General features: G+C 68.2%; 27 protein-coding genes. 13 read left to right on the plus strand and 14 right to left on the minus strand.

Annotation, left to right across the window (positions count from 1 at the left end):
- Positions 1 to 30 precede the first annotated feature (30 nt).
- The 4 genes from htpX to WOA58_RS02450 all read right to left on the minus strand — a co-directional run bounded on the left by htpX (position 31) and on the right by WOA58_RS02450 (position 2,365).
- Positions 31 to 933 carry a zinc metalloprotease HtpX gene (gene htpX, locus WOA58_RS02435; protein ID WP_340602560.1) on the minus strand — a complete coding sequence of 301 codons (903 nt, stop codon included), beginning with the start codon at positions 931 to 933 and terminating at the stop codon, positions 31 to 33.
- On the minus strand, positions 934 to 1,335 hold the full coding sequence (locus WOA58_RS02440) for a DUF7575 domain-containing protein (protein ID WP_340602561.1): 402 nt from the start codon (positions 1,333 to 1,335) through the stop codon (positions 934 to 936). It lies immediately after the preceding gene.
- A gap of 15 nt (positions 1,336 to 1,350) precedes the next feature.
- Positions 1,351 to 1,674 carry a DUF7344 domain-containing protein gene (locus WOA58_RS02445; RefSeq protein ID WP_340602562.1) on the minus strand — a complete coding sequence of 108 codons (324 nt, stop codon included), beginning with the start codon at positions 1,672 to 1,674 and terminating at the stop codon, positions 1,351 to 1,353.
- A gap of 88 nt (positions 1,675 to 1,762) precedes the next feature.
- On the minus strand, positions 1,763 to 2,365 hold the full coding sequence (locus WOA58_RS02450) for a TetR/AcrR family transcriptional regulator (protein ID WP_340602564.1): 603 nt from the start codon (positions 2,363 to 2,365) through the stop codon (positions 1,763 to 1,765).
- A gap of 155 nt (positions 2,366 to 2,520) precedes the next feature.
- On the opposite strand from WOA58_RS02450, the gene WOA58_RS02455 reads away from it, so the two are divergent.
- Entirely contained in the window at positions 2,521 to 3,339 is an 819-nt protein-coding gene (locus WOA58_RS02455; protein ID WP_340602565.1) for a polyprenyl synthetase family protein, read from the plus strand.
- Between the two features lie 134 nt (positions 3,340 to 3,473).
- A complete protein-coding gene (locus WOA58_RS02460) occupies positions 3,474 to 3,689 on the plus strand; it encodes a hypothetical protein (protein ID WP_340602566.1) in 216 nt (71 codons plus the stop codon).
- Positions 3,690 to 3,711: 22 nt separating this feature from the next.
- On the opposite strand, the gene WOA58_RS02465 is transcribed toward WOA58_RS02460, so the two are convergent.
- Positions 3,712 to 4,665, minus strand: coding sequence for a D-2-hydroxyacid dehydrogenase (locus tag WOA58_RS02465; RefSeq protein WP_340602567.1), 954 nt, complete (start codon positions 4,663 to 4,665; stop codon positions 3,712 to 3,714).
- 158 nt (positions 4,666 to 4,823) lie between these two features.
- Here WOA58_RS02465 and WOA58_RS02470 point away from each other — a divergent pair, with 158 nt between their 5' ends.
- Positions 4,824 to 6,194 carry an NAD(P)/FAD-dependent oxidoreductase gene (locus WOA58_RS02470; protein WP_340602568.1) on the plus strand — a complete coding sequence of 457 codons (1,371 nt, stop codon included), beginning with the start codon at positions 4,824 to 4,826 and terminating at the stop codon, positions 6,192 to 6,194.
- Positions 6,195 to 6,307: 113 nt separating this feature from the next.
- Here WOA58_RS02470 and WOA58_RS02475 read toward each other — a convergent pair whose 3' ends face one another.
- Positions 6,308 to 7,561: a DUF7405 family protein gene (locus WOA58_RS02475; RefSeq protein WP_340602569.1), complete on the minus strand. Its 1,254-nt coding sequence runs from the start codon at positions 7,559 to 7,561 to the stop codon at positions 6,308 to 6,310.
- 181 nt (positions 7,562 to 7,742) lie between these two features.
- Between WOA58_RS02475 and WOA58_RS02480 the strand changes: the two genes are divergently transcribed.
- The 6 genes from WOA58_RS02480 to WOA58_RS02505 all read left to right on the plus strand — a co-directional run bounded on the left by WOA58_RS02480 (position 7,743) and on the right by WOA58_RS02505 (position 12,906).
- Positions 7,743 to 9,050 carry a YncE family protein gene (locus tag WOA58_RS02480; protein ID WP_340602570.1) on the plus strand — a complete coding sequence of 436 codons (1,308 nt, stop codon included), beginning with the start codon at positions 7,743 to 7,745 and terminating at the stop codon, positions 9,048 to 9,050.
- A 434-nt stretch (positions 9,051 to 9,484) separates the two neighbouring features.
- Positions 9,485 to 9,649: a hypothetical protein gene (locus tag WOA58_RS02485; protein ID WP_340602571.1), complete on the plus strand. Its 165-nt coding sequence runs from the start codon at positions 9,485 to 9,487 to the stop codon at positions 9,647 to 9,649.
- A gap of 42 nt (positions 9,650 to 9,691) precedes the next feature.
- The gene (hisD, locus tag WOA58_RS02490; RefSeq protein WP_340602572.1) at positions 9,692 to 11,008 is read left to right on the plus strand and encodes a histidinol dehydrogenase; all 1,317 of its coding nucleotides are present in this window, start codon (positions 9,692 to 9,694) and stop codon (positions 11,006 to 11,008) included.
- A gap of 41 nt (positions 11,009 to 11,049) precedes the next feature.
- Entirely contained in the window at positions 11,050 to 12,069 is a 1,020-nt protein-coding gene (locus WOA58_RS02495; RefSeq protein ID WP_340602573.1) for a hypothetical protein, read from the plus strand.
- Positions 12,070 to 12,118: 49 nt separating this feature from the next.
- A complete protein-coding gene (locus WOA58_RS02500) occupies positions 12,119 to 12,496 on the plus strand; it encodes an SHOCT domain-containing protein (RefSeq protein ID WP_340602575.1) in 378 nt (125 codons plus the stop codon).
- Positions 12,497 to 12,543: 47 nt separating this feature from the next.
- On the plus strand, positions 12,544 to 12,906 hold the full coding sequence (locus tag WOA58_RS02505; protein ID WP_340602576.1) for a HesB/IscA family protein: 363 nt from the start codon (positions 12,544 to 12,546) through the stop codon (positions 12,904 to 12,906).
- 310 nt (positions 12,907 to 13,216) lie between these two features.
- Here the strand turns inward: WOA58_RS02505 and WOA58_RS02510 are convergent, their stop codons facing one another.
- The 7 genes from WOA58_RS02510 to WOA58_RS02540 all read right to left on the minus strand — a co-directional run bounded on the left by WOA58_RS02510 (position 13,217) and on the right by WOA58_RS02540 (position 18,392).
- On the minus strand, positions 13,217 to 13,417 hold the full coding sequence (locus WOA58_RS02510; RefSeq protein WP_340603116.1) for a dodecin: 201 nt from the start codon (positions 13,415 to 13,417) through the stop codon (positions 13,217 to 13,219).
- A gap of 54 nt (positions 13,418 to 13,471) precedes the next feature.
- A complete protein-coding gene (locus WOA58_RS02515; protein WP_340602577.1) occupies positions 13,472 to 14,137 on the minus strand; it encodes a helix-turn-helix domain-containing protein in 666 nt (221 codons plus the stop codon).
- 64 nt (positions 14,138 to 14,201) lie between these two features.
- Positions 14,202 to 14,885 (minus strand): helix-turn-helix domain-containing protein, encoded by a 684-nt coding sequence (locus tag WOA58_RS02520; RefSeq protein ID WP_340602578.1) that lies wholly within the window; start codon positions 14,883 to 14,885, stop codon positions 14,202 to 14,204.
- A gap of 244 nt (positions 14,886 to 15,129) precedes the next feature.
- A complete protein-coding gene (locus tag WOA58_RS02525) occupies positions 15,130 to 15,972 on the minus strand; it encodes a phosphatase PAP2 family protein (protein WP_340602579.1) in 843 nt (280 codons plus the stop codon).
- A 7-nt stretch (positions 15,973 to 15,979) separates the two neighbouring features.
- The gene (locus tag WOA58_RS02530) at positions 15,980 to 17,746 is read right to left on the minus strand and encodes an ABC transporter substrate-binding protein (protein WP_340602580.1); all 1,767 of its coding nucleotides are present in this window, start codon (positions 17,744 to 17,746) and stop codon (positions 15,980 to 15,982) included.
- Positions 17,747 to 17,796: 50 nt separating this feature from the next.
- Positions 17,797 to 18,114 carry a DUF7116 family protein gene (locus WOA58_RS02535; RefSeq protein WP_340602581.1) on the minus strand — a complete coding sequence of 106 codons (318 nt, stop codon included), beginning with the start codon at positions 18,112 to 18,114 and terminating at the stop codon, positions 17,797 to 17,799.
- Between the two features lie 41 nt (positions 18,115 to 18,155).
- A complete protein-coding gene (locus WOA58_RS02540) occupies positions 18,156 to 18,392 on the minus strand; it encodes a DUF5816 domain-containing protein (RefSeq protein ID WP_340602583.1) in 237 nt (78 codons plus the stop codon).
- A gap of 177 nt (positions 18,393 to 18,569) precedes the next feature.
- On the opposite strand from WOA58_RS02540, the gene WOA58_RS02545 reads away from it, so the two are divergent.
- Genes WOA58_RS02545 through WOA58_RS02555 form a run of 3 tightly spaced genes read left to right on the plus strand, consistent with a single transcriptional unit; the run spans position 18,570 to position 21,487 of the window.
- A complete protein-coding gene (locus tag WOA58_RS02545; RefSeq protein WP_340602585.1) occupies positions 18,570 to 19,649 on the plus strand; it encodes a polysaccharide deacetylase family protein in 1,080 nt (359 codons plus the stop codon).
- 47 nt (positions 19,650 to 19,696) lie between these two features.
- Positions 19,697 to 21,058 (plus strand): bifunctional metallophosphatase/5'-nucleotidase, encoded by a 1,362-nt coding sequence (locus tag WOA58_RS02550; protein WP_340602587.1) that lies wholly within the window; start codon positions 19,697 to 19,699, stop codon positions 21,056 to 21,058.
- 27 nt (positions 21,059 to 21,085) lie between these two features.
- Positions 21,086 to 21,487, plus strand: a complete 402-nt coding sequence (locus WOA58_RS02555; protein WP_340602588.1) for a universal stress protein — start codon at positions 21,086 to 21,088, stop codon at positions 21,485 to 21,487.
- Here the strand turns inward: WOA58_RS02555 and WOA58_RS02560 are convergent.
- Positions 21,471 to 22,415 (minus strand): mechanosensitive ion channel family protein, encoded by a 945-nt coding sequence (locus tag WOA58_RS02560; RefSeq protein WP_340602590.1) that lies wholly within the window; start codon positions 22,413 to 22,415, stop codon positions 21,471 to 21,473. The genes WOA58_RS02555 and WOA58_RS02560 overlap by 17 nt on opposite strands.
- 95 nt (positions 22,416 to 22,510) lie before the next feature.
- On the opposite strand from WOA58_RS02560, the gene WOA58_RS02565 reads away from it, so the two are divergent.
- Positions 22,511 to 23,254, plus strand: coding sequence for a proteasome assembly chaperone family protein (locus tag WOA58_RS02565; protein WP_340602592.1), 744 nt, complete (start codon positions 22,511 to 22,513; stop codon positions 23,252 to 23,254).
- Positions 23,255 to 23,308: the final 54 nt, after the last annotated feature.

Here is a 23,308-nt window from a genome sequence, read left to right on the forward strand (position 1 = left end):
AGGTGGCCGATAGTCGCCGAGCGCCCGGCCTCAAGCCGGGACGGACCGCCCGCTCGGCGAGCCGGTCTCGAGCTCGCGTTCGAGGTCGCGGAGTTTCTCGATGCGGTTCTCGGTCGATGGGTGGGTGCTCGCGATCTTGCCGATGAAGCCCGAGCGGATCGGGATGATGAAGAACGCGTTCATCTCGGCCTGCTCGCGCATGTCCTCCTTTGGCACCTTGTCCATGCGCCCGGAGATGGTCATCAGGGCGCTCGCGAGGGCGCTCGGTTTGCCGGTGATCATCGCTGCGCCCCGATCCGCGCTGTACTCACGGTAGCGCGAGAGCGCACGGATGAGCAGGAAGCTGATCACCCAGACCACCAGCGAGACGAGGATCGCCACCCAGACGGGCGCCTGGTTGCGCGCGTCGCCGCCGCCGCTGAACAGCCAGCCCCAGCGCACGACGATGAAGGCGAGCGTCGAGAGGAACGAGGCGATGGTCATGACCATTACGTCGCGGTTCTTGATGTGGGCCAGCTCGTGGGCGAGCACGCCCTCCAGCTCCTCCTCGGAAAGCGCCTGCAGGATACCGGTAGTAACGCAGACGGTGGCGTTCTTCTGGTTGCGTCCGGCCGCGAAGGCGTTTGGCACCCGCGAGTCCGTCACTGCAACCGTCGGCTTGGGCAGGTCGGCCTGCCGCGAGAGGCGCGTGATCGTGTCGTGGAGCTCGGGATACTCGTTCTCGTCCACCGTTCGCGCGCCCATGCTCTTGAGCGCGAGGGTGTCGCTGAAGTAGTACTGCACCAGCGAGAACCCGCCCAGCATGACGAGCATGGGGACGATATTGCCGAAGTACGCGACCAACAGCCCCGCGAACACGATGTAGAGGGCGAACAGCAGGAAGCCGGTGAAGACCATTCGGCCGCGCAGACCCCAGTCCGTTTGCCACTGCATCTACTGGCCCTCCGTCGTCCCCGTCCCCTCGTGTGTGTGCCGCCGACCGGGCGACGCCGACGCGTCGGCACCACACCATCGACAGAAGGACAGCTCGCCGTCGAGGTCACGGTGACACGACGGGCAGCGCTCGCCGACCTCGATCTGCGATCGAGCGTTCCGATAGTAGGCCAGCAGGTAGGCGTCGACGACGCTGAGCGTGCCGACGAAGACGATAGGAGCCACGGCCCAGATCGTCAGTTCCCCGGACGAGGGGACGAACAGCCACGTAGTCATGGCGATCGCGCCGATCCATCCGAGCGCGCGTGCCCACCGCCGCAGGTACACGTGTCCGAGCCCGGTGAGGACGAACGCGAGGCCGGCGGCGAGCCACGGACGCTTGGACGATGTAGCTCGGTCCATACCCTAACTGAATAGTTAGTTAGTACTAAGGGTTGCGGTCACCGCTCCCTCGTTTCCCCGGAAACGGACCCTCCGCTCGGCCGGGTCGTACTCGATCGTTCCCTCGGCAGCCAACTTCGGAAGGTGTGCGTGGTGGAGATCGACCTCTACGAGTCGTCTATCGCTCCTTTTCCCCTCGTCCCCGATGGATTCGTGTCGCCGAATGGCCGCCGCGAGTTCCTCGATCCCGACCGTCGTCTCGTGAGCGTCCCGGCCGTAGCGGACGACGTAGCGCCGGCGTGGATGCTCGAAGGGGATCGACCGCCGCCCGTCCGACCCTTCCGTCGACTGTCGATTCACATGATGACTAACTGGTCAGTCAGCACTAAGTCTTTCGCAGCGCGGATCCGGCACCCGTCGGCCGAGCGACGCGGGACGCGACGGCCGGTCACTCCCGCTCCAGCAGTACGGCCGCAACGTACTGGTCGGCGGTCCGTCGCGCGGTGTCGAGCGCGCTGGGGTCGTCCAGCACGACCGCGCGGGTCCGTGCGCCGTGGACGATCGTCATCAGCGACCGCGCGACGCGCTCGGCGTCGGCGTCGGCGAACACCCCTTCCTCGATCCCGTGGGACACCACCGTCCTGAGCATGTACCGGATGTACTCATCGTTCTGCCGGAACTGCTGTCGGAACGTCTCCTTGTACGGCGCCTGGCTCTGCATCTCGACCAGCGCGATCAGGAGGTCGTGGTGTTCCTCCTGGGGGACGAGAAGCTTATCGAGCAACAGCTGGAGACGCTGCTCGGGATCGATCGTGTCGACGTCGTGGACCGCGTCGGCGAACCGATCGAGGACGTAATCGAGGAACGCGACCAGTAGCTCGTCCTTCGTGTCGTAGTGGTAGTGGATCGCGGCGGTCGACTTGCCGTACTCCTCGGCGATCCGTTTGATCGTGAGGTTCGCGTACCCGTGCTCACAGAGCGCTCGGTACGTGGCCCGCATGATCTCCTCGTCCGGTTCCGAACCGACGTGTCCGTCCGACACGTCCTCCATTACCTACAGAGACCCCGGTGTCCCGGATAACTGTTTTGTCCCGGCGGCCGACCGGGATCCGGTTCGCCGATGGATTTAACTGACCAGTCAGTCATCCCGCGATACGGACGAGAAACCGTGATGATGGGTGCTTCGATCACCGGTGAGCGAGATTGATGGGAGAGGAATGGCCGTCGGCCGAGCGACGCGAAGCGATCGACGACCGCCTCGAAGCCGCTCTGCCGCCGGCGGGCGGCTCCCCCCTGGCGCCGGCGCGCGAGGTAGTGCTACAGGCCGAGGACCGTCGATACGGGCGGCTACTGGTCGCTTCCTACGGGTCGTACGGCTCGCTTCCCGGCGCCCGCGTTCCCGAACCGATCCCGAGCGCGGCCGCAGCGGTCGAGCTGCTCCGGGGGTACTGTCGGCTGCGGGAACGGTTGTTGAGCCGGGTCGACGGCGTCTCCCCTTCGGATCGGGCCCCGATGGCAGACCTGTTGGCGGCGGACTACCTCTACACGGCGGCGTACTCGTCGCTCGTCGGAGTCGATGACGACGGCCTCACCGTCTGCATGGGAGTGTTCACCGACGCTCTGAGCACGATCGTCGAGACGTTCGACGCGGCTTACGCGCGCCCCTCGCCGGCGATCGATCACGTCGCATACGTCGACGGGACGGCGGGAGCCCTCGGCCGGGGTGCAGCCGTCATCGGGGCGACGCTCACCGGGGCCGACGACGCCCCCCGGAGCCGGTTCGCGGACTACGGGCGCGGCTTCGCCACGGCTTATCGGATACGGCTCGCCCTCGCGTCGGACGATGGGACCGCCTACCCGTTCGCCGATACTCCGGACGATCGCCTGCACCGACACGCGATAGGGCGCTTCGGGGACGCGGAGGAAGCGCTCGAACGGCTGCCCGTCGGCGTCGACACCGATCCGCTTCGCACGCTGCTCGGGTCCGTGACCCCGATCCGGGTCTCGAACGATTCCGCCGACTGATCGACCGCCGAGCGCCCGGACGCGCTTGCCCGCCTCGATCGCCGGGACGATCGTACGATATAAGTCTGACTAACCGGTTAGTAACGTAGAGAGCGATGGAAACGAACGGATCACGAGGGTCGCTACGGCGGAGAATGAGCGAGTGGAACGAGGAGGGACGTCTCTACCTCTGGGGCGGGGCCCTCTCGGCGGTCGTAGCGTGGTTCGTCGTCCCAGTGTTCGGGCTGATCGCCGTCTACTGTGGGTACAAGCTGTACGACGGGGAGGACAGGACCGTCAGTGCCGCGTTGATCGCCGGCTTCGGTGCGGTCGGGTTCCTGCTCTGGATCGCGTTCCTCCTCGCGCTCTGAGGGCCCCCCGCTTGGCCGGCCGTCAGATCACCCGGTTCTCCAGTTCCTTCTCTCCGGCGTCGATCCGTTTGACGTTCTCTGCGACGATGTCGGCCAACCGCTCGTAGTAGCGGGGCGTGTGGCCGGCGTTGTGCGGCGTGATCTGGACGTTGCCGAAGTCCCACAGCGGATGCTCTTCGGGGAGGGGCTCGGGGTCGGTCACGTCGAGCGCGGCCCCCCGGAGCTTGTTGCGCCGGAGCGCCGAGACCAGCGCGTCGGTCTCGACGACGGGTCCGCGGGCGATGTTCACCAGTAGCGCGTCCTCGGGCAGCGTGACGAACTCCTCCTCGCCGATCAGGCCCTCCGTGGTGTCGGTCAGCGGGCAGGCGAGCACTAGGACGTCCGTGCGCGCCAAGGCCTCGTGGAGCCCGTCCTCGAAGCCGATCACCTCGTCGGTCGGCCCGCCCTTCTCGGGGGTGTAGCGCACGCCGATGGTGTCGACGCCGAAGCCTGCGAGGCGCTCGACGATGGCCTGCCCGATCGCGCCCAGACCCACCACGGTCACGGTCGCGCCCATGAACTCGTCGGCCTGGTAGTGGCGCCATTCGTGGTTCTCCTGGCGCTCGCGGCCCTCGAAGAAGTCCCGGTGGAAGGCGAGGATCGAGCCGATCACCTGTTCGGCGATGTTCGGGCCGTGGACCCCCGCGGCGTTGGTCACGGCCACGCCCGCTTCTTCCAGGGCGTCCATCGGTAGATGGCCCGTTCCGGCATAGGCACACGCGAACAGCTCGAGGTTTTCGGCGTGCGAGAGCAGCTCCTCGCCGATCCCCATGCCGACGGCGATCCGCGCGTCGGCGATCAGTTCGCGCTCCTCGTCGGGGGTTTCCGCGACCCGGATCTCGTGATCGGACAGTCGTTCCCGGATCTCCGCCGCGAGGTCGGTGACCGGCATTCCGTGGGTGCCCCGTCGGAGGACGAGGATGGGTTCGCTCGACATGGGTGGTTGGTCCCACCGACGGGACTTAGTTCTCCCCGATGGGCTCGCCGTCGACGAACACCCGGTCGGGGAGGTCGCGACCGCTGTTTCGGCTAGAAACCCGCTTCCGTGCACCGTCGGTTCAGGAGGTTTAAGAGAGTGCGAGAGACGTTCGGTGTATGGAGCGCGTTGACGTCGCGATAGTCGGCGGCGGCCCCGGCGGGATGTCGGCCGCCGAGGAGGCCGCCAAGCGAGGGGCGAAGGCCCTCGTCGTCGAGAAGGGGGTCCCGCGGGCCGATCGGGCGGAGCTCGGGCCGGACTCGACCGACGCCGCCGGGATGCTCGATTACTGGGTCGACCTCATGGACATCCCCTTCGAGGAGATCCCCGACGAGATCGTCCTCCGGGAGCTCGAGGGGACGGAGTTCGCCGGCCCCACCGAGGGCTGTACGATGTACTCGACGGGGATCGACTCCTCGTACCCGAAGTTCGGGTTCACCTTCGACCGGCCCCGGATGGACGACTGGCTGCGCGAGCGCGCGGAGGACGCGGGCGCCGAATACCGGGTGGGCACCGCGGTCAAGGGCGTCGAGACCGACCTCTCGAACGGCCACACCCACCGCCTGACGCTCGGCGACGGCAGCGAGGTCGAGGCCGAGCATCTCGTGCTCGCCGACGGCCCCCAGCGCAACGTCACCATCCCCGTCCTCGACCAGTTCCTGCCGGAGGGCGAGTCGATGGGCGATCACCTCGGAACGCACGCCAACCACATCGCCTATCAGGAACACCGCCGGTTCCCCGAGGAGGTCTTCGACGAGGGGCTTCTGAAGTTCTGGTGGGGCCACATCCCGGGGAAGACGGCCTACCCGTGGGTGTTCCCGAACGACGGCACCGTCGCCCGCGTCGGGCTGACGATGCCGATCGGGATGAACCTGGAGGACGTCGAGAACCCCGAGGAGTACCCCCTGCTCGAACCCGACGACGACCGCCTGCCCTCCGGACGGGAGTACCTCCGGCGGCTGCTCGAACGCGAGTACGGCGACCGCTACGACATCGAGGAGGACTTTCCCCTCGTCGAGGACCGCGGGAAGAGCGGCGGCACCGAGGCCTACCCGATCTCCTCGACGCGGCCGATCGAGTCGCCAACGAAGGCCGGGATCGCCGTCGTCGGCGGGGCGATGGGCACGACCTCGGCGTTCCACGAGGGTGGCTACCACCTCGCCGTCCGTTCGGGGAAGATCGCGGGCCGGCTCGCGGCCATCGGCGACTTGGGAAGCTACAACGACACCTGGAAGGGGCGCCTCGACGAGGAGCTCCGGCGCAACGTCTCGATGGCCGACATGGTCGAGGGGTACACGCCCGCCAACTGGGACCGGACCTTCCGGGTCGCCCGGCGGATGCTCGCCGACAGCGAGGGGATCGGCATGTTCAGCCGGAAGTTCGGCGCCGGACTCGGCGCGACCCGCCTCCTCCTCGAATATCGGAAGGCCCGCTTCGGGTTCCGCGGCGACCGCTACGTCCAGTTCCACGAATCCGACTACACGCTGTAGCGCGCGCGAGCCCTCGACGCCGATCGGACCGGGCGATCCGTGGGGTTTAATCGTTGTATTAAGTTACTTCCCTTCCAGACGGATGTAGTCGCTGACAGAAATAGCGGCAATTATTACTCGTTGTTCGGGTCGGGAAACGCCCGCAGCTCCCGTGGCGGGACGAGGTAGTTGCCCCGGCGGCGAACCGTGATGTACTGGAGGATGCCGTTGTTGGTGATCGAGCCGATTCCGGTGTCGGCGGCGACGTCGTCGCCCGTCATCGCGTCGCGAACCCGGACGAACTCCCCGATGTCGCGCTGCAGCGAGAGGAAATGCAGGCCGGGGCGGTCGTCGTCGGTGGTGTTGAAGTCCCGCCGAAGCAGGAGGGGTTCGCCGTCCTCGCGGGCGCGGGCGGTCTTCTGGGCGTGGCCGACGACGCCGTGGCGACGGGCGTCCTCGGTCGTCTCGGCGATCCGCTCGTCGGTGAGGGCGTTCGAGTCCTCCAGCTTCTCGCCGTACTCGCCCACCATGTCCTCCTCGGCGTGTTCGTGGCTGAAGGTCTTCGCGACGCGCTGGAACTGCGAGTCCTGCTCGTACCACTGATGGAGGTCGATCGCGAGCGACTCGACGTGCTGGGTGGTGCCGCCGGCGAACGGTCCCTCCTCGATCGTCACGCGGTCCTCGGTGGCCTGGCTGCGGTCGAAGCCCGAGCGAAAGCCCATGAAGAAGGGTGCCTCCTCGGGGATCGGTTCGGAGTCGGGCACGCCCGAGACGTCCGCGTCGGCGGGGAGGCCGGCGCCGACGAAGCCCGTGAGCCGCTCGCGCGAGTCGACGAGCTCCGCGATGTCGGCCTCGACCTCGATGCCGTTGACCTCCTCGAGTTCGCCCAGCAGCGCCTCCTCGGCGGCGACCACTGCTTGGGAGTGGTCGCTCGTGAAGTGGATCAGGAGGTCGCCGCCCTCGAAGGCCGGCTCCTCGAAGTCGGTGAGGGCCTCGGGTTCGGCCAGCCCGTTCCAGCCGACGCGGTCGAAGTAGGTGGGGGTGTAGCCGACGGTGAAGAGCAGCCCCTCGTGGCTCCACTCGTAGGCGCGTTCGAGGGTCTCGAGCGCGCGTTCGAACCGCTCCCGGTCCTCGTCGGTCGGGTCGCGCGCGAGCGAGAGCGATAGCAGGACGTGGTGGCGCGCGGGGACGATGTTCTCGTTGTCGTTGCCCGAAAGGACGTCGTTCCAGGCGTGCTGTCGGTCGGGGAGGCCCTCGGGGTCGCCGGCCGGGATCTCGACGTTCGATTCCTCCTCAAGACAGGCGGCGAGCGCGGCCGTCCCGCCGGCGGCGACGAGCCCCTTCAAGTACTCGCGACGCGAGAGCGCGGCTCGGTCGGGGAGGGTCATTCGGGGTCGGTTCTAGGGACCCGACGAGCAAATACCTGTCTTCGCCGATTATGAGGTGTATGTTGCCGCTATCGGGAACACCTCATAACACTTGCATCGTTCACGGTCCATCGCCGGTATTTGCCGGGTTCGGAGCGCTCGACCGTCGATCTTTTATCTATTGGATGACCGATACTCGGGCATGTCACGGCGAACATCACGACGACGGTTCCTGACCACGAGCGCGATCGCGGGTGGCTTCGCGCTGGCGGGCTGTATCGGACGCGCCGACGAGGACGCGGAGGGCTCCGACGACTCGGACGACGCCCAGGAGCAGTACGAAATCTGGGGGCTCGACCAGGGCACCGACACGGGCTACATCTACGAGCCACGCGGCGACGGTGATGGGTTCGAGCTGGTCGACGAGATCGACTTCCACGCGCTTGAGGACGTCACCCCCAACGAGGAGGGCGCGATCACCCCGCACATGGTCTCCTTTAGCTCGGACTACGAGTACGCCGCCGTCGCGTGTACGAACGCGGGCCAGGCGCTCGTCTTCCGCACCGAGGACCGCGAGCTCGTCGGCTCCTGTCCGACCGGGCCCGGTACCCACTTCGCGGGCTTCACCCCCGACGACGAGGCCCTACAGGTCGACGTGATCGGCGAGGGGACGATCGCTCGGATCGGCGCCGACCTCGAGAACGAGGAGTTCTCGATCGACGAGGAGATCCGCGTCAGGGACGCCGGCCCGGTCGCCGACCGGCTCGATGAGTTCGAGCTTGACGAGGACGAGCTGCGCCCGATCTGTCACGACTACACCGACACGGGCTACTCGTATCACACCCTCGGGCCGAGCGTCAACCACGCGGGCGTCGTGGTCGTCGACTGGGACGCCTTCGAGGTCACCGAGGTCATCGCCCCCGAGCAGGTCCGGGCGAACTGCGGGACGATCGCCCACCCCGACGAGGACAAGTTCTACTTCACCGCGGGCGCACCCTCGAACCACGAGGCCACCGGCGGCGTCGGCGAGTGGTACGTCTTCGATACGAACGAGCACCGCCCGATCGACCCCGAGACGGGCGAGGTCGTCGAGGGCGAGTACACCCACGAGGACGTCGCGCGCGACTCGGGTGGCTACGACGCCCACGGCTTCTGGTTCGTCGGCGACGATCTGTGGATCGTCAACCGCGAGACCAGCGACGGGCTCGTGATCGACCCCGAGGCCGACGAGGTGACCAACGAGTTCGAAACCGCCGAGGCGCCCGACATCATGTGGGGTTCGCCCGACGACGAGTACGTCTTCGTCACACAGCGCGGGCCCGAGCCGCTCTCGGGCGACCCGCACGCCTCGACCGGCTCGACCCCCGGTCTCGGCGTGCAGGACGGCGAGAGCCGCGAGGTCGTCACGGTCCTCCAGCCCGACGAGGGCAATCCTGAGAGCGACTTCCACGCCGTCGGCGTGCGCCCCCTCGAGGGCCACGACGAGAACGAGGACGGCTTCGGCGCGTAGACCGAGGGCTTAATCCGCCCGAGCGGCTACGGGGAGTGCACACCTCTAGTCCCCGGCGGAGTCTTCCCATTCGGGAGCGATGATCGCACGGCGAACCCGGGTGTGCGACAGCGTGATTCCGAAGGAATCACGAAACGATTGACGGTGTAGCCGTCAATCGCGCGGTTCGCGCGGTCCCGAAGGGACCGCGAAACGCGAGGCGGCCTCGCCGCCGAGCGCGCTGTACGGTTTGCGATGCGGCTGCGGTTGCGGTTCACGAGGTTCCGATGGAACCTCGCTATGCCCGGCACGAGGGTTTCCCGGTCGACGCGGCACGCCGCCTCGGGATGAGACCGGCCGTTAGTGTTCCGGGCGACATCCCCGACACCACCTCGCCAGCCGGCGGTCCATCGGATGACTGATGGGCCGGGGGTGCCTATCCCCGATACGCGACAATGAACGACCGACTCTCCACCTTCGTTGGCGACCTCTGGGGGATCGCCGAGGAGTTCCTCTACGACGACGGCATGCTCGGGACGGTGCTCGCCTTCATGCTCGTCTTCGGTGGGGCGGCGCTCGCGGTGCTCCTGATCTTCCTCGTCGCCGGCCTGCTCGCGTGAAGCGATGGAAACGACTTTTCGACCCACGGCCGAAGCACGCCCATGAACGTCGAGTCCGTGTCCGATCTGGGGCCCGAGCGCCGCCGCGCGCTGTTCGAGCGCGACGCCGGCATCGAGGCGGTCCGTAGCGACGTCCGCGGGATCGTCGAGCGCGTGCGCGAGGAGGGCGACGTCGCCGTCCGGGAGTTCTCGAAGGAGTTCGACGGCGTCGACGTCGGCAACCTCGAGGTCACCGACGCCGCCGAGCGCGCCTACGAGTCGATCGACGCGGGGACGCGCGAGGCGATCGAGACCGCCGCCGACAACGTTCGCGAGTTCCACGAGCGCCAGCTCCCGACCGACTGGCGCGAGGAGTTCGATGACGGGCGGGAGCTCGGCCGGCGCTTTCGCCCCATCGAACGCGTCGGCGTCTACGTCCCCGGCGGCGCGGCGGCCTATCCCTCCAGCGCGCTGATGGGCGTGATCCCCGCGACGGTCGCGGGCGTCGAGACCGTCTGCGTCGCGACCCCGCCCGCCGACGAGATCAACCCCGTGACGCTCGCGGCGATCCACGCCGCCGGCGCCGACGAGGTCTACAGCGTCGGGGGCGCCCAGGCGATCGGGGCGCTGGCCTACGGCACCGAGTCGGTCACCGGCGTCCAGAAGGTCGTTGGACCCGGAAACCGTTGGGTCACGGCCGCGAAGGCCGAGGTCCGGGGCGACTGCGAGATCGACTTCCTCGCCGGCCCGAGCGAGATCCTCGTGCTCGCCGACGGGACGGCCGACCCGGAGTTCGTCGCGAGCGACCTCCTCGCACAGGCCGAACACGACGAGAACGCGTCGGTCGTCGCGGTCGCGACCGACGAAGGAGTAGCGGAGGCGATCGCCGAGGCGGTCGAGGAAGGGGCCACGGAGCGCGAGCGCGAGGGGACGATCCGCGCGGCGCTCGAGAGCGACGCCAGCGGCGTCTTCACGGCGCGCTCGATGAGCGAGGCGATCGCCCTCGCCGAGGAGTACGCCGCCGAACACCTCTCGATCCAGGCCGAGGACGACGAGGCGATACTCGACCGGGTCAGTAGCGCAGGAAGCGTCTTTCTGGGTCCCCATACCCCCGTCGCCGCGGGCGACTACGCCAGCGGCACCAACCACGTCCTTCCCACGAACGGGCTCGCCAAACTGACCGGCGGTCTCTCGGTCGAGCATTTCATGCGCGCGAGCACGGTCCAGCGGCTCTCCCCCGAGGGGCTCGACTCGCTGTCCGATACGATCGACACCCTCACGCGCGCCGAGGGCCTCGAGGCCCACGCCGAGAGCGTCGCGGTTCGGCTTCGGGAGCGGGCCGGGCGCGAGGACGACGGCGAACGGCTGCGCGAGCGCTGATCCGTCAGGCTTTCTGGCCCGCAGGCGCGTACTGACAGCCGATGAGCGGCGTCGAGCGGAACGACGAAGGTGTCGTGAACCGGGCGGTCGACTGGGTGCTGTTCGACGGCTCGCGGTGGGCCGTCGCCGGCGGGTCGCTCCTGCCGATCGTCGTCCTGTTGGGTCTGATGGCCGGGACGGACCTGCTGGTGCTCGACGACACCGAGCCGCTGTTGTTCCTCTTCAGCGCGATCGTCGGCGGGAACTTCACCCTGCTTACGGTCGTGCTCTCGGTCAACCAGCTCGTGCTCTCGCGCCAGCTCGAGTCCCCCGGCGAGGTCCGCGATCGGATCGGGTCCGTCCACGACTACCGCGACGAGGTCGAGAGCCACACCGAGGGGGTCGCCCCCGTTCTCCCCCCGGAGTTCTTCCTGCGGGTCCTGGAGGGCGCCCGGCGACAGGCCCAGGAGCTCGGCGGGCTGGTCGCGGGCCGGAGCCCCGATCCGCTGCGCGAGGACGTCGACGAACTCGTCGAGACCGTGACCGCACAGATCGACCGAAGCCGCGAGCTCTACGGGCAGTCGGAGGCGGGCACCGTCGAGGTGCTCGTGGTCGCGCTGGAGACCAACTACGCGATGCAGATCCGCGACGCCCGGCGGATCAAGCGCCACCACGAGGCGGAGCTGTCCGAGGAGCTCCGGGAACGGATCGACGACCTCATCGATTCGCTCGAGCACGTCGACGTGGCCCGCCAGTACCTGAAGACCCTCTACATCCAGGACGAGCTCGCGCGCTTCTCGCGGCTCCTGCTGTACGTCGGGATCCCGGCGATGTTCGTCCCGATCTGCGTGCTGGCCGGCTTCACCACCGCGCCGGGGATCGGGTCGACGAACCCCTTCCTCCCGGCGCTGGTCGTCGCGTCGATCGTCGTCGGCCTGCTGCCGCTGGCCGTGCTGTTCGCGTTCGTCCTCCGGGTCGCGTCGGTCTCCCAGGAGACGATCGCGATCACGCCGTTTACGATGGCCCAACAGGAGTCCGAGGACCGTTCGAACGGATCGGAGGACGGCCACCCGGGTTCGTGACCCCGCGGGAGCGGGAACGCTTTTAGTACCGGACTGACACCGGCTACCCATGGACGGCGAGGAACGGGACGAATGGCTGATGGTCGCGCTGGTTCTCACCCTCGTGATCGTCCTCCCGCTGTTGATCCTCGAGGCCCCCTGGCTGCTCGCGCTCGCGATGCTGCTGGGTGCGGGCTACTGGTGGCAGACGGGCCGGAACCCGGTCTCGGCGACCCTCGACGCGGTTCGGGGCGACGAGGAGCCGCCGGCCTCCCGCGAGCCGCCGGCTGGCGCGCGAACCGCGGACGACGACCCGCTCGTGGTGCTGCGCGACCGGTACGCCCGCGGGGAGATCACCGAGGAGGAGTTCGAACGCCGGCTCGACCGGCTGCTCGCGACCGAGCCCGACGAGCTGGACCGTGAGCGTGACCGATCGTACGAGCGGTAGCGCGGGTTGCCGTCACAGTTAACCGCCTCGGCGACCGATGGTGGGACATGAGCACAGAGACCGCCGCCGGCACGGACCCGGAGATCCAGGTCTCCCCGACGGCCGCCGAGCAGGCGATCGACCTGCTGGAGGGCGAGGGGCTTGACACCGACGTCGCGGGCCTGCGCCTGTTCGTCCAACAGGGCGGCTGTGCGGGCCTCTCGTATGGCATGCGCTTCGACGACGAGCCCGAGGACGACGACACCGTCTACGAGCACCACGACCTGCGGGTGTTCGTCGACCCCGCGAGCATGCGCTACATCGAGGGCAGCCAGCTCGACTTCGAGGGCGGCCTCCAGGGCGCGGGCTTCCACGTCGAGAACCCCAATGTCGTTTCCGAGTGTGGCTGCGGGGAGTCCTTTCGCACCTGAAAGCCCTCGCTCGACGCTGGCGCGTCTCGCTCGCCCTTTTCATTTCCCTAAGAAAGGCCGCAGAGCGGTCTTTTCGGGCTGAGCGGCGACGACGTCGCCGCGAGGTCCGCGGGAACGCAATTCCCGCGAGATCCCAGAAATTTTCGATTTCTGAGGACCGCCAGGTGCCGCCGAGTCGCGGCGCGTGATCACGCGCCGCTTCCGAGGACGCCAGCCCTTCCCCGTTCGCGTGGCAGTCGCTCCGGAGCGACTGCCACGCGAGGCCACCGCCGTGGTAGGTAGAAAATAAAATCGCTACCCGAGTCCGTTCTCAGTCCTCGACTTCGAAGGCGACCTCGAGGGTCGCCTGGTACTCGGGCTCGTCGACGTTCTTGAGTTCGACGCCGAACTCCTCGACCTCCGCCCAGTAGACGTTCTCGAGGGTGTTCTGGGCGCGCTCGATCGCCTGGTCGGCGGCGTCGTCGAAGCTCTCGGTGCTCGTCCCGATCAGCGTGACCTTCTTGAAGACCATATGCATCCGTGAGTTCCCTCGGTATCCACTTAACTCCGGGGCCGGCGCGACGCGCTACACGTCGTCGTGGGACAGGTTGACTGTGAGCGCGTTCTCGACCAGCGTCCGGTGACCCCGCCGGAGCCGGTTCGAGAGCGCCTGCTGGGAGACGCCGAGCTCGCCGGCCAGCTCGTCCATCGAGAGCCCGCGGGGGACTTCGTAGTAGCCGGCCCGGAGCGCCGTCACCAGGGTATCGTGCTGGAGGTCGGTCAGCCCCGGCTGCCCCTCCATCTGGGGCTGGGTCGGCTTATAGAGCCGGTGGATCTCGGCGCTCCGGTTGCTCTCCTCGAGATAGTGCTGGAACGACGAGGAGGCGTCCTCGTCGTCGAAGCGCAGCTGGAGCTCCCAGCGGCCGTCCTTCCCGGAGGCGTTGAGAAGGGTCGCTCCCGCCTGCGTGTAGGCGTAGGCGACGGTCTCGACGTCCTCGACCCACTCGGCACGATACAGGGCGGCCCCGTCGCGCTGGTCGAGCTTCGTGAGCTCCGCGACCGAGTGGTCGTCACGGGCCGCCCGTTCGAACGCCTCCTGATCGCCGCCCGATGTCCAGAAGTACGGGACGATACGGTCGTCGGCGTGGGCGACGACGCGCTCGACCGCGACGGTCGTTTCGGGGACGACACAGAGCGTCTCGTAGAGGGCGAACTCCTCGGCCGGGACGGTGAACTCGATGATCGTACTCATTGTTACCGATGTGCTTACCGAACCCTATAAGACCTCAGCCGGCGCTCCCCGTTTTCCCTGTCGGTCACGGCCTCGTGACCTCGGGCTCGGACTCAGCGTCGCCCATCGAGTGCCCGCGGAGGGCCGTCGAAACGAGGTGTTTGTGCGCCCGCCGGAGGCGCTCTGAGAGCGCCTGGTGTGAGACCTCGAGTTCGTCCGAGAGGTCGGTGAGCGACGTCTCGCGCGGGATGTCGTAGTAGCCCCCCGAGAGGGCCGTCTCGAGCGTCCGGCGCTGGTTGTCCGTCAGCGACTGGACCGGGGTGCTGTCGCTCAGCTCGTAGATCGAGTCGACCGTCATTTCGATCCCGTCGTCCGCCCGCGAGTCGTACATCCGCGAGAGCCGCTCGCGCGTCGGGAAGAGGACCTCGATGGCCCACTCGTCGCCGTTCAGCGCCGCGCTACGGAGATGGCCGCCGAACTCCTCCAGGGTGGCGAAGATCGACCCTTCCGGGTCGGCCCACGCCAGCTCGTAGAGCCGGCGCTCGCCGACCTCGCTGACGATCGAATGCTCGGCGACGGTCGGGTCGCCGGCGAGGGCGTCGTCGACGTCGCCGAACGCCTCGGCCCGGATCCAGACGAGCGGCCGTTTGGCCTCGTTGGCGCCGTTTGCGAACTGTTCGACCTCCATCGAGATCTCGGGGACCGACGCGACCGTCGCCCCCAGCGTCGCGTTCGTCGCCGGGACCCGAAGCTGTATGATCGCGGCCATCGGGATCAGTCACGCCACGGCTGCGGGCTGTGTGCCGTAGCCCCTGTTGCCGTCCCCGTTCCAGCTCTCGCGTGTTCGCCCGTACGCTGCCCCCATCGTCGCGTCTGCTCGAGCATGTCCTACACCAGAGTACCGTCGTTGATCCGAGTGGCGGTTGTCATAACAATCCGTTTATGCTCATGCGTCGGCCCCCGAACCGGGGGCTCGAAGGAGGGCACGCCGTCGTGACGACCGGGAGCACGCCTCAGAAGCGCGAGCGAAAGGCGCCGGCGATCCTCGGCGTCGCGCTCGTCGCGATCTCGCGCCAGCGATCCGCCCCGCGGACGCCGATCCGAACGCTGATGACCGCGAGCACCGTCCCCGCGATGACGTCGATCCCCCAGTGGATCCCCAGATACATCGTCGCGATCACGACGCTGATCGCGAGGACCGCCGCGATGGCGAGCCAGCGGGGGTAGGCCTCCCGGGTGCGCCACGCGAACAGCAGCACCGTCACCGAGAGCGAGGTGTGAAGCGACGGGAAGACGTTCGTGTTCGTGTTGACCGCGCTCGTGAGGAACTGCGAGGACGGGTAGAGGGTGTACATGAGCTCCTGGGCGATGTCGAGGTTGCGCGGGCCGTAGGCGATGAAGAAGAGATAGCAGACCAGCCCGATGCCGTAGTTCGCGGTGTAGGCGATCGTGAGCTCCTGAAACGTCCGTTGCTCGGAGAGCGCCAGATAGGCAAGCAGCGGGAAGACCAGCAGGAAGACGTAGCCGTAGATGTAGATCGCCGAGAAGTACAGCGTCAGCTCGGTCGTCTGGAACGTCTGGATCCAGGCGACGAACTCGCCCTCGACCCGGTAGATCGGGTCGGTGATGTTGAAACCGACCAGCCACGACAGCTGCTGGGCCGTCCGCCGCGTGAGGCTGTTGAGCACGAGCACGGCGCCGAGCAACCCGATCGCGGGCGCCGCGACCCGCAGCCGCGGTCGGAGGTCACCCGCCAGCTCGCGCAGCTGGCTGCGCTCGATACAGACGAGCGTCCCGATCACGAGCAGGAGGCTCACGACCACGACGACCGACAGCAACACCGTTATCAGAGCCATTGTGACCTCAACGTATCACCATTTCTCCGTCCTCGTTGTATATATACCCTGCCTCGTAGAAGAGGTCGCGCGCCGTCTCGGCGTCGACCTCCCCGGTCCCGCTCTCGCCGACGAAGCCCGCCTCGTGGCCCGAGTGCCAGTCGTCGCTGGGGCCGGCGGCGGCGATGGGGCTGAACGCCGGGGTCGCGTCGCCCGCGAACACCTCCGTCCGCAGGTACTCCCTGTCGAACAGCCTCGCGGCCGCGCGCCTGAACCGGGGGTTCGACAGCGGCGCGTTCCGGGCGTTGAACCCGACGTGGTAGTGTGCGCTCGTCTCGTCGCTGACGAGCTCGACCCCGCTCGTCCCCCGGATCCGGTCGATCTCGGTCGGGGGCAACGCGGCGGCGCTGGCGTCGATCTGTCCCGCCCCGACCGCCTCGATGACGTTCGCCGGCGACGGCGAGTAGTCGAAGACCAGCCGTTCGTAGGCGGGCCCGCCCGCGAACGCCTCGAGGGGGCCCTCGGTCAGCCGGGTGAGGAAGTGGTCCTCGTTGCGGACGAGTTCGAGGCGTTCGTCGGTGGTGACGTCCTCGAACCGGAGGGGGCCTGAGCCGACCGGCTCCATGTTGTCGGCGACCAGCGCCTCGGTGACGCTGTCGAAGTCGAAGCCCGCGATCGATGCGGGATCGGTCCGCTCCTCCCAGACGTGCATCGGGAGGACCGGGACCGTGAGCGCCCGCAGCCCGACGTCGGGGTGGGCGTCGATCGTCAGATCGAGGGTCCGTTCGCCGATCACCTCGACCGCATCGACGAGCGTGCTCCGGGAGCGGAAACACGGGGCCGGGACGATCGGGGGGTCCTCGCTGTAGGTGGTGTCCCACAACAGACGGTAGGTGAAGGCGACGTCCGCGGCGGTGAGCGCCTCGCCGTCGTGCCACGCGAGGTCCTCGCGCAGCCGGATCCGCAGGCGGTCCTCGTCCCACGACCAGTCGGCCGCGAGCCAGGGGACGATCCCGCCGTCGACGTGGCGACCGAGCGGATCGTAGAGCAGCCCCGTGACGATCCAGCGCCGGCGGTACTCGACGGCGAGCGGGTTCAGGTTGTTCGTGATCCGTCCGTCGCTGATCCCGAGCTGGAGCGTGTTCTCGGCCCGGTCGTCCCGTGCGCGCCCGTCGACCTCCTCGAGGTCGAGAAGGCCGAGCGGCGATTCGAGCGAGCGATCGCCCCACCCCCTGTATCGGTCCGTCCGGAGCGCCCTGGGCTCCTCGGGGTAGGCAACGACCGAGAAGGGGGCCTCCTCGCGGAGGCCCTCGACGAGGCTCGAAAGGGCACCCTCCCGGGTTCCGTCGCTCGTCTCGCGTTGGGTTTCGAGGGGCTCGTCCACGCCGGGGACGTTCACGTAGCCGAAGGGGTTCTGCCAGCCGGCTTCCTCGCTGAACTGCGAGTGCAACAGCCCGTAGAGGTAGTCGGGGTCGGCGTAGCCGGGGTGCTGTCCGATGTAGATGTCGAAGTCGTGGTTGAGGAGGACGTCGCGCCAGAGCTGCTCGGTCGTCACCGGCTGGAGGCCGACGTCGATCCCGGCCGTCTCCAGGTTCTCCGCGAGGTGGCGCGCGATCCGTACGGGAACGGAGTCCTCGTCGTTGGGAACTGTCGTGATCGAGAGAGAGACCTGTTCGGGCGTCTCGCGGTCGACGGAGGCCTGAAACCGGTTCAGACAGCCGGCGCTCGACGCGAGTACGCCGGCTGTGGCTGCGAGAAACGCTCGCCGATCGGTCGGTCCCCTCCGTACGGTCACTGTGGGGGCGATACGAGACCCGCGAGTATCAACGTTCCGTCAGTGGACGGCTACGCGCTCATCGAGGGGGCGTGGATCACGTCGTAGTCGGCGTCGTCGTCGACCGAGATGACGGCCCACTCGTAGTCGGGGCCGAGATCGGAGAGGCGACGGACGAGCGACTCCGCCGTCTCGCGATAGGTGACGAAACAGCGAAGCGAGCCGGAGTCGGGGATCGCTCCCTCCTCCTCGTCCGCGGTTGCGGTCACATGCACGACCTTCCACTCGCGCTCGGCGCGGAACTCGGTGCCGTCACCCGAGAGGGTGTAGCCGAGTTCACTGAAGATCGACCGGGCCTGCTCGACGGGTGGTATGCTAACAGGTCCCATCCACTAGTCACTACACCGTCCCGGTTGATAAAGCTTCACCCTCATTCGTGGGCCGCGTCCCACTCGGTGGGCTTTCGCTGGTTGGGACAGTCGTTACAGACGATCCGCCCCATCGTGTCCATCGCCGTGTTCGCGCCCTCGCAGTTCCCACAGAGGTAGCCCCAGCGCTCCTGGCGATCCCTCGTCCGATAGACGACGTAGAAGGGGCCGTCCGAACCCCGCTCGGCCTCGTCGCGCGCGACGTACGCCTCCTCCCCGTCGATCGACAGCTGATCCATACCTGCGGTCCGGCCGCCGACGGCTTGAGGGTTGTCCCCGTCCGGCTGCGGGCGGCATTTCGTCCTGAATCCATCCATCAGTCGGATTGAAATACCGTCTTCTGCTTCGGTTTTAGCTGTCATAGCATACTAATTAATCAGATGACAATAATAAGGACGTGTCGATAATCGGGAAGTATGAACGGAGCATCACCGTCGCGGCGCCAGTTCCTTGGAGGGGGCGCGGTCGCCGTCGTCGGGCTGGCCGGCTGTCTCGGCAGGCTGGACGGGACGGCGGACGAGGAGGACGATGACAGAGCTACCGACGGGACTGACGCCGGCGACGGGAAGGAACCCGAGGTCCGCGACGACGAAGCGGAGGAGGAGGAGGAACCCCCCGATCCCCCGGAGGGCGGTGCGGTCGTCTTCGTCTACGACGACGGCCCGATGGAGGACTATACCCAGGCACTGCCGGCTCATCGGGCGTTCGACGCGCCCGCGACGACCGGCATCGTCAGCGAGTGGATCGGCCGCGAGGACTTCCAGAACAGCGGCTGCATGGACGTCGAACACCTCGAGGAGCTCGTCGACGCGGGCTGGGAGATCTGCTCGCACACGACCGAGCACACCGCAGTGGGGACGTTGCCCCTCGTCGAGGACGCGGCCCCGAGCGACGAACGGATCTACCCCGAGGAGATCCGCCACGGCTACCACCGCGGCAAGACCCTCGAGATCACCGACGGCGAGCGGACACTCCACAGGACCGTCGCCGACTACGGAAGCGACGGAACCGGACGCTACATCGACCTCGACGAGCCGCTCGGCGAGGCGTGTGCCGCCGGCGACACGATCGTCCGCTATCCCGAGGAGCAGGTCGAGGAGGCGCTCGGGAAGTCCAAACGCGACCTGGAGGCGCTCGGCTTCGAGATCGATACCTTTCTCGCGCCCTACGACAACTTCGACGACTACTCGCGCGGGTTCGCCACGGAGCATTACGACGGGATCGCCAACGCCGACCACGGCTCGCGGATCAACCCCCGGGAGGGGTTCGACCCCTTCCACACCAAACGCGACTACTTCATCGAGTTCACGAGCCCCGACAGCGTGCGGGCCGACCTCGACGAGATCGGCGACCGGGGCGCGCTGGGCGTGATCGGCGCCCACACGTTCAAGGAGGAGGTCACCGAGGAGCGGATCCACGAGACCCTCGGATGGGTCGACGAGCGCGGGATCGAGGTGCTGACGCTGCGCGAGGCGATCGAGCGCTACGCCCGGTAGCGCCGCGACCGCAGCGGTTATGCGGGCGGCCTCGGTAGGGTCGTCGAATGGGTCCCCGGCTGCTGCAGTACTCCGACGTCGAGAACGCCTACGACGACCCCGAGCGGATCGGCCGGCTCGCGGGCCTGATCGGGGCGCTGCGCGACGAGGACACGATCGTCGTCGGGACCGGCGACAACACCGCGCCGGGGGTGCTCTCGCTCGTCATGGAGGGTCGCCAGGCCCTCGATTTCTTCGAGCGGGTCGAGCCCGACCTCGGGACGTTCGGCAACCACGACTTCGATCACGGCTACGGGGCGACCCGCGAGGTGCTCCGGGAGTCGCCCCAGACCTGGGTGAGCGCGAACGTCTTTCGCGAGGGCGAGCGCTTCGGACGCGAGGAGGGGGTCGTCCCCACGGCGGTCGTCGAGCGCGATGGGGTTCGGGTGGGCTTCTTCGGCGTGCTCGACCCGGCGACGCCCTCGATCAATCCGAAGGCGAGCGACCTGACCGTCGAGGACCCGATCGAGGCCGCCGAGCGGGCGGTCGCGGCCCTGCGTTCGGAGGGCGTCGATCGCGTGGTCGCGCTCTCGCATCTCGGGGCCGGCGACGACGCGCTGGCCCGCGCGGTCGACGTCGACGCGATCCTCGGCGGGCACGTCCACTCCGATCGTCTCGAACGGGTCGAGGGGACCCTCTGTACGCGCCCCGGGGCCAACGGAACGGCGCTGCTCGAGGTCGAGCTCGGCGAGGAAGTGCGGGGAACGCGCCACCACGTCGAGACGGGGCCGTGCGACGAGCGGGTGGCGGACGCGCTTCGCGAGCGCATGGCCAGGGCGGGACTCGACGAGGTCGTCGGCCGCGTCGAGGAGCCCATCGAGCGCTCCGAGGAGCTCACCGTCAGCGGGGAGTGTCGGATCGGCAACTGGGTCGCCGACGCCTACCGGTGGGCCGCGGGAACCGACGTCGCGATCCACAACGCCGGCGGGATCCGGTCGGGCCCGCCGCTCGCGGGCGAGGTGACGCTCGCCGACTGCATCAGCGTGGTCCCGTTCGACGGGCCCGTGACGGTCGGGACGGTGACTGGCCGGGAGCTCCGGCGGCTGCTCTCGCAGGCGAGCAACGGCGACGCGAGCTTCGGCGAGTCCGACTGGTGGCACGCCCACGTCAGCGGGCTCCGGGCGACCTTCGACGGGACCCGCGTCGAGTCGGTCCGGGTCGGCGGCGCTCCCCTCGAGCCCGACGCCGAGTACTCGATCGCAGCGAGCCGGTATCTCTTCGAGACCGACCACGAGTTCCCGGCGCTCACGACGGCCCACCGGGTCGGGACCGTCGAGGTCCAGTACGAGGTACTCGCCGAGTACGCCCGCGAGGAGGGGATAGCGCCGACCATCGACGGGCGCCTCGGGCGGGCCGAAAGGAAAGGTTGACACCGGTCGGTACACCTACTCCCACCCGTGACTCGCGTCGTCGTCCCCGTTCGATACCCCCTCTCGAACCGCTCGAAGCGCACCGTCGAGCGGGCGCTCGAGGTCGCCGACGAGGACGACGCTGCCCTGACCGTCCTGCACGTCAACCTCTATCAGAACGGCCACCCGATCACGCGCGCGGAACTCAAACGCGAGGTCGAAGGCGCGTTCGGACGCCTCAGACGCGTGCGGTACGTCGTCCGATCGGGGTTCCTCGTCGAGGAGACCATCCTCGACGAGATCGCCGCCGAGGACGCGGACGTCGTCGTCATCGGCCACAGACAGGCCTCCCGGTGGAAGCGCCTGATCGGACGGCTCACCCGGGATCCGGACATCGAGACGTTCCTCAAGACCCGCCTCGAGTGTACCGTCATCACGGTCGGCGGCTGACGTCGGGGTCCGCGTCGTCGTCCGTCGATCCCGTCGTCCCGCCCGTCTCCCCTTCCACGTCGTCGAAGACGACGTGCGTGTGGGGGTAGGGGATGTCGACGTCGGCGTCGGCGAGCTCCTCCCAGATCCGGCTCTGGATCTCCGAGCGAACCGCCGGGGCGTAGTAGGGCGACCTGACCCAGTACCGGAGCCTGAGTGCCACCCCGTTATCGCCGTACTCGACGATGTTACAGGTCGGCCGGGCGGGATACCGGGCGCTGCCCACGCGGATGGTCGGGCCGCCGCCGATGACGCCGTCGGTCCCCCGGGCGGCCCGGACGATCAGCCGGCGGGCCTCCGCGAGGTCGCCCTCGTAGGTGACGGTCATGTCGAGGGCCAGTCGGGTACGCTCGTCCTCGGCGGAGTAGTTGATCACGTCCCGCTCGCGGATGGTGGCGTTCGGGATCACGAGCACGGAGTTGTCCTCCGTGAGCACCTTCGTATACCGGAGCGTGATGTCCTCGATGAACCCCCGCTGTTCGGTGTCGACGATCTCGATCATGTCGCCGATCTCGTAGGGCTGGTCGGCGAGCACGAACAGCCCGCCGACGTAGTTGCCGATCACCGGCGCGAGGACGACGCCGATCACCGCCGAGATGACCGTGACCGAGAGGAAGATGTTGCCGATACCCACCCCGAGGATCCCGGCGGCGACGGCGAACGCCATCAGGATGACCGAGATCTTGACGATCCGGAGGATCGTCCGCGAGAGGCTCTGGCGCTCGAATCGCTGTGCGACCGGCCGGCCGAGCATCCTGACGACGAGCCCCGAGACGTACCAGCCGACGACGATCACGGCGGTCGCGAGCAACAGCCGTCCCGTGGCCGAGTTCCCCAGCCACTGGAGGGAGTTCTCGACCGTCTCGACGATCGTCTGCCCGACCTGCATTACGTGTAGTTGCACGAGGCGTGATCAAAGGGCTGTCGTCTGACACGGGTCCGACGCCACCAACGGCTAAGGGCGCGTCCCCCGTAGCCCCGACCATGGCCGCCGACCACACCGACACCTCGTTTCACGTCACTCACGAGACCGGCGAGACCGGCGATACGCTCCTGGTGGGGCTCTCGCAGTTCGGCCTCGCGGGGCTGACGGCCGTCGACTACCTGACCACGCAGCTCGACCTCGAGGAGACCGGTCACATCACCGCGGAAGCGCTCCCCTCGATCACGCCGTTTACCAACGGGGTGCCCCGGCATCACACCCGGCTGTACTCGCGCGCGGACCTCGATATCACCGTGCTGGTCGGCGAGCTGTTCGTTCCGGTGGGGGCCGCCGACCCGTTCAGCCGGGCGATCCTCGAGTGGGCCGAGGGGAACGCGGTCGACGAGATCGCCGTCCTCGCGGGGATCCCGATGGCCCACGGCCCCGCGGACCACCGCACCTTCTACGTTGCGACCGAGGACTACCGCGAGGCGCGCCTCGACGGGGCCGACGTCGACCCGATGGGGATGGGCTTTCTCGACGGCGTCAACGCCAGCCTCGTCGAGCGCGGGCTCGACACCGACCTCGGCGTCGGGGTGTTCGTCACGCCGGCTCACGGCCAGACGCCGGACGCGGAGGCCGCGTTGCGCCTGCTCTCGACGATCCGGCGGGTCCACGACCTCGAGTTCGACACCGGCCCCCTCGAGCAGTTCGCGAGCGAGGTCCGCCAGCACTACGCCCAGCTCTCCGAACGCCTCGAGGCCGCCGAGGCCCACGAGCGCCCCGACGACCGGATGTTCATGTAACGCGGTTCCGAAACCGGGTGCTACTCGGATTCCGATACATAATTCATCATTGCG

Source organism: Halalkalicoccus tibetensis (genome assembly GCF_037996645.1).
GTDB classification, from domain to species: Archaea; Halobacteriota; Halobacteria; order Halobacteriales; family Halalkalicoccaceae; genus Halalkalicoccus; species Halalkalicoccus tibetensis.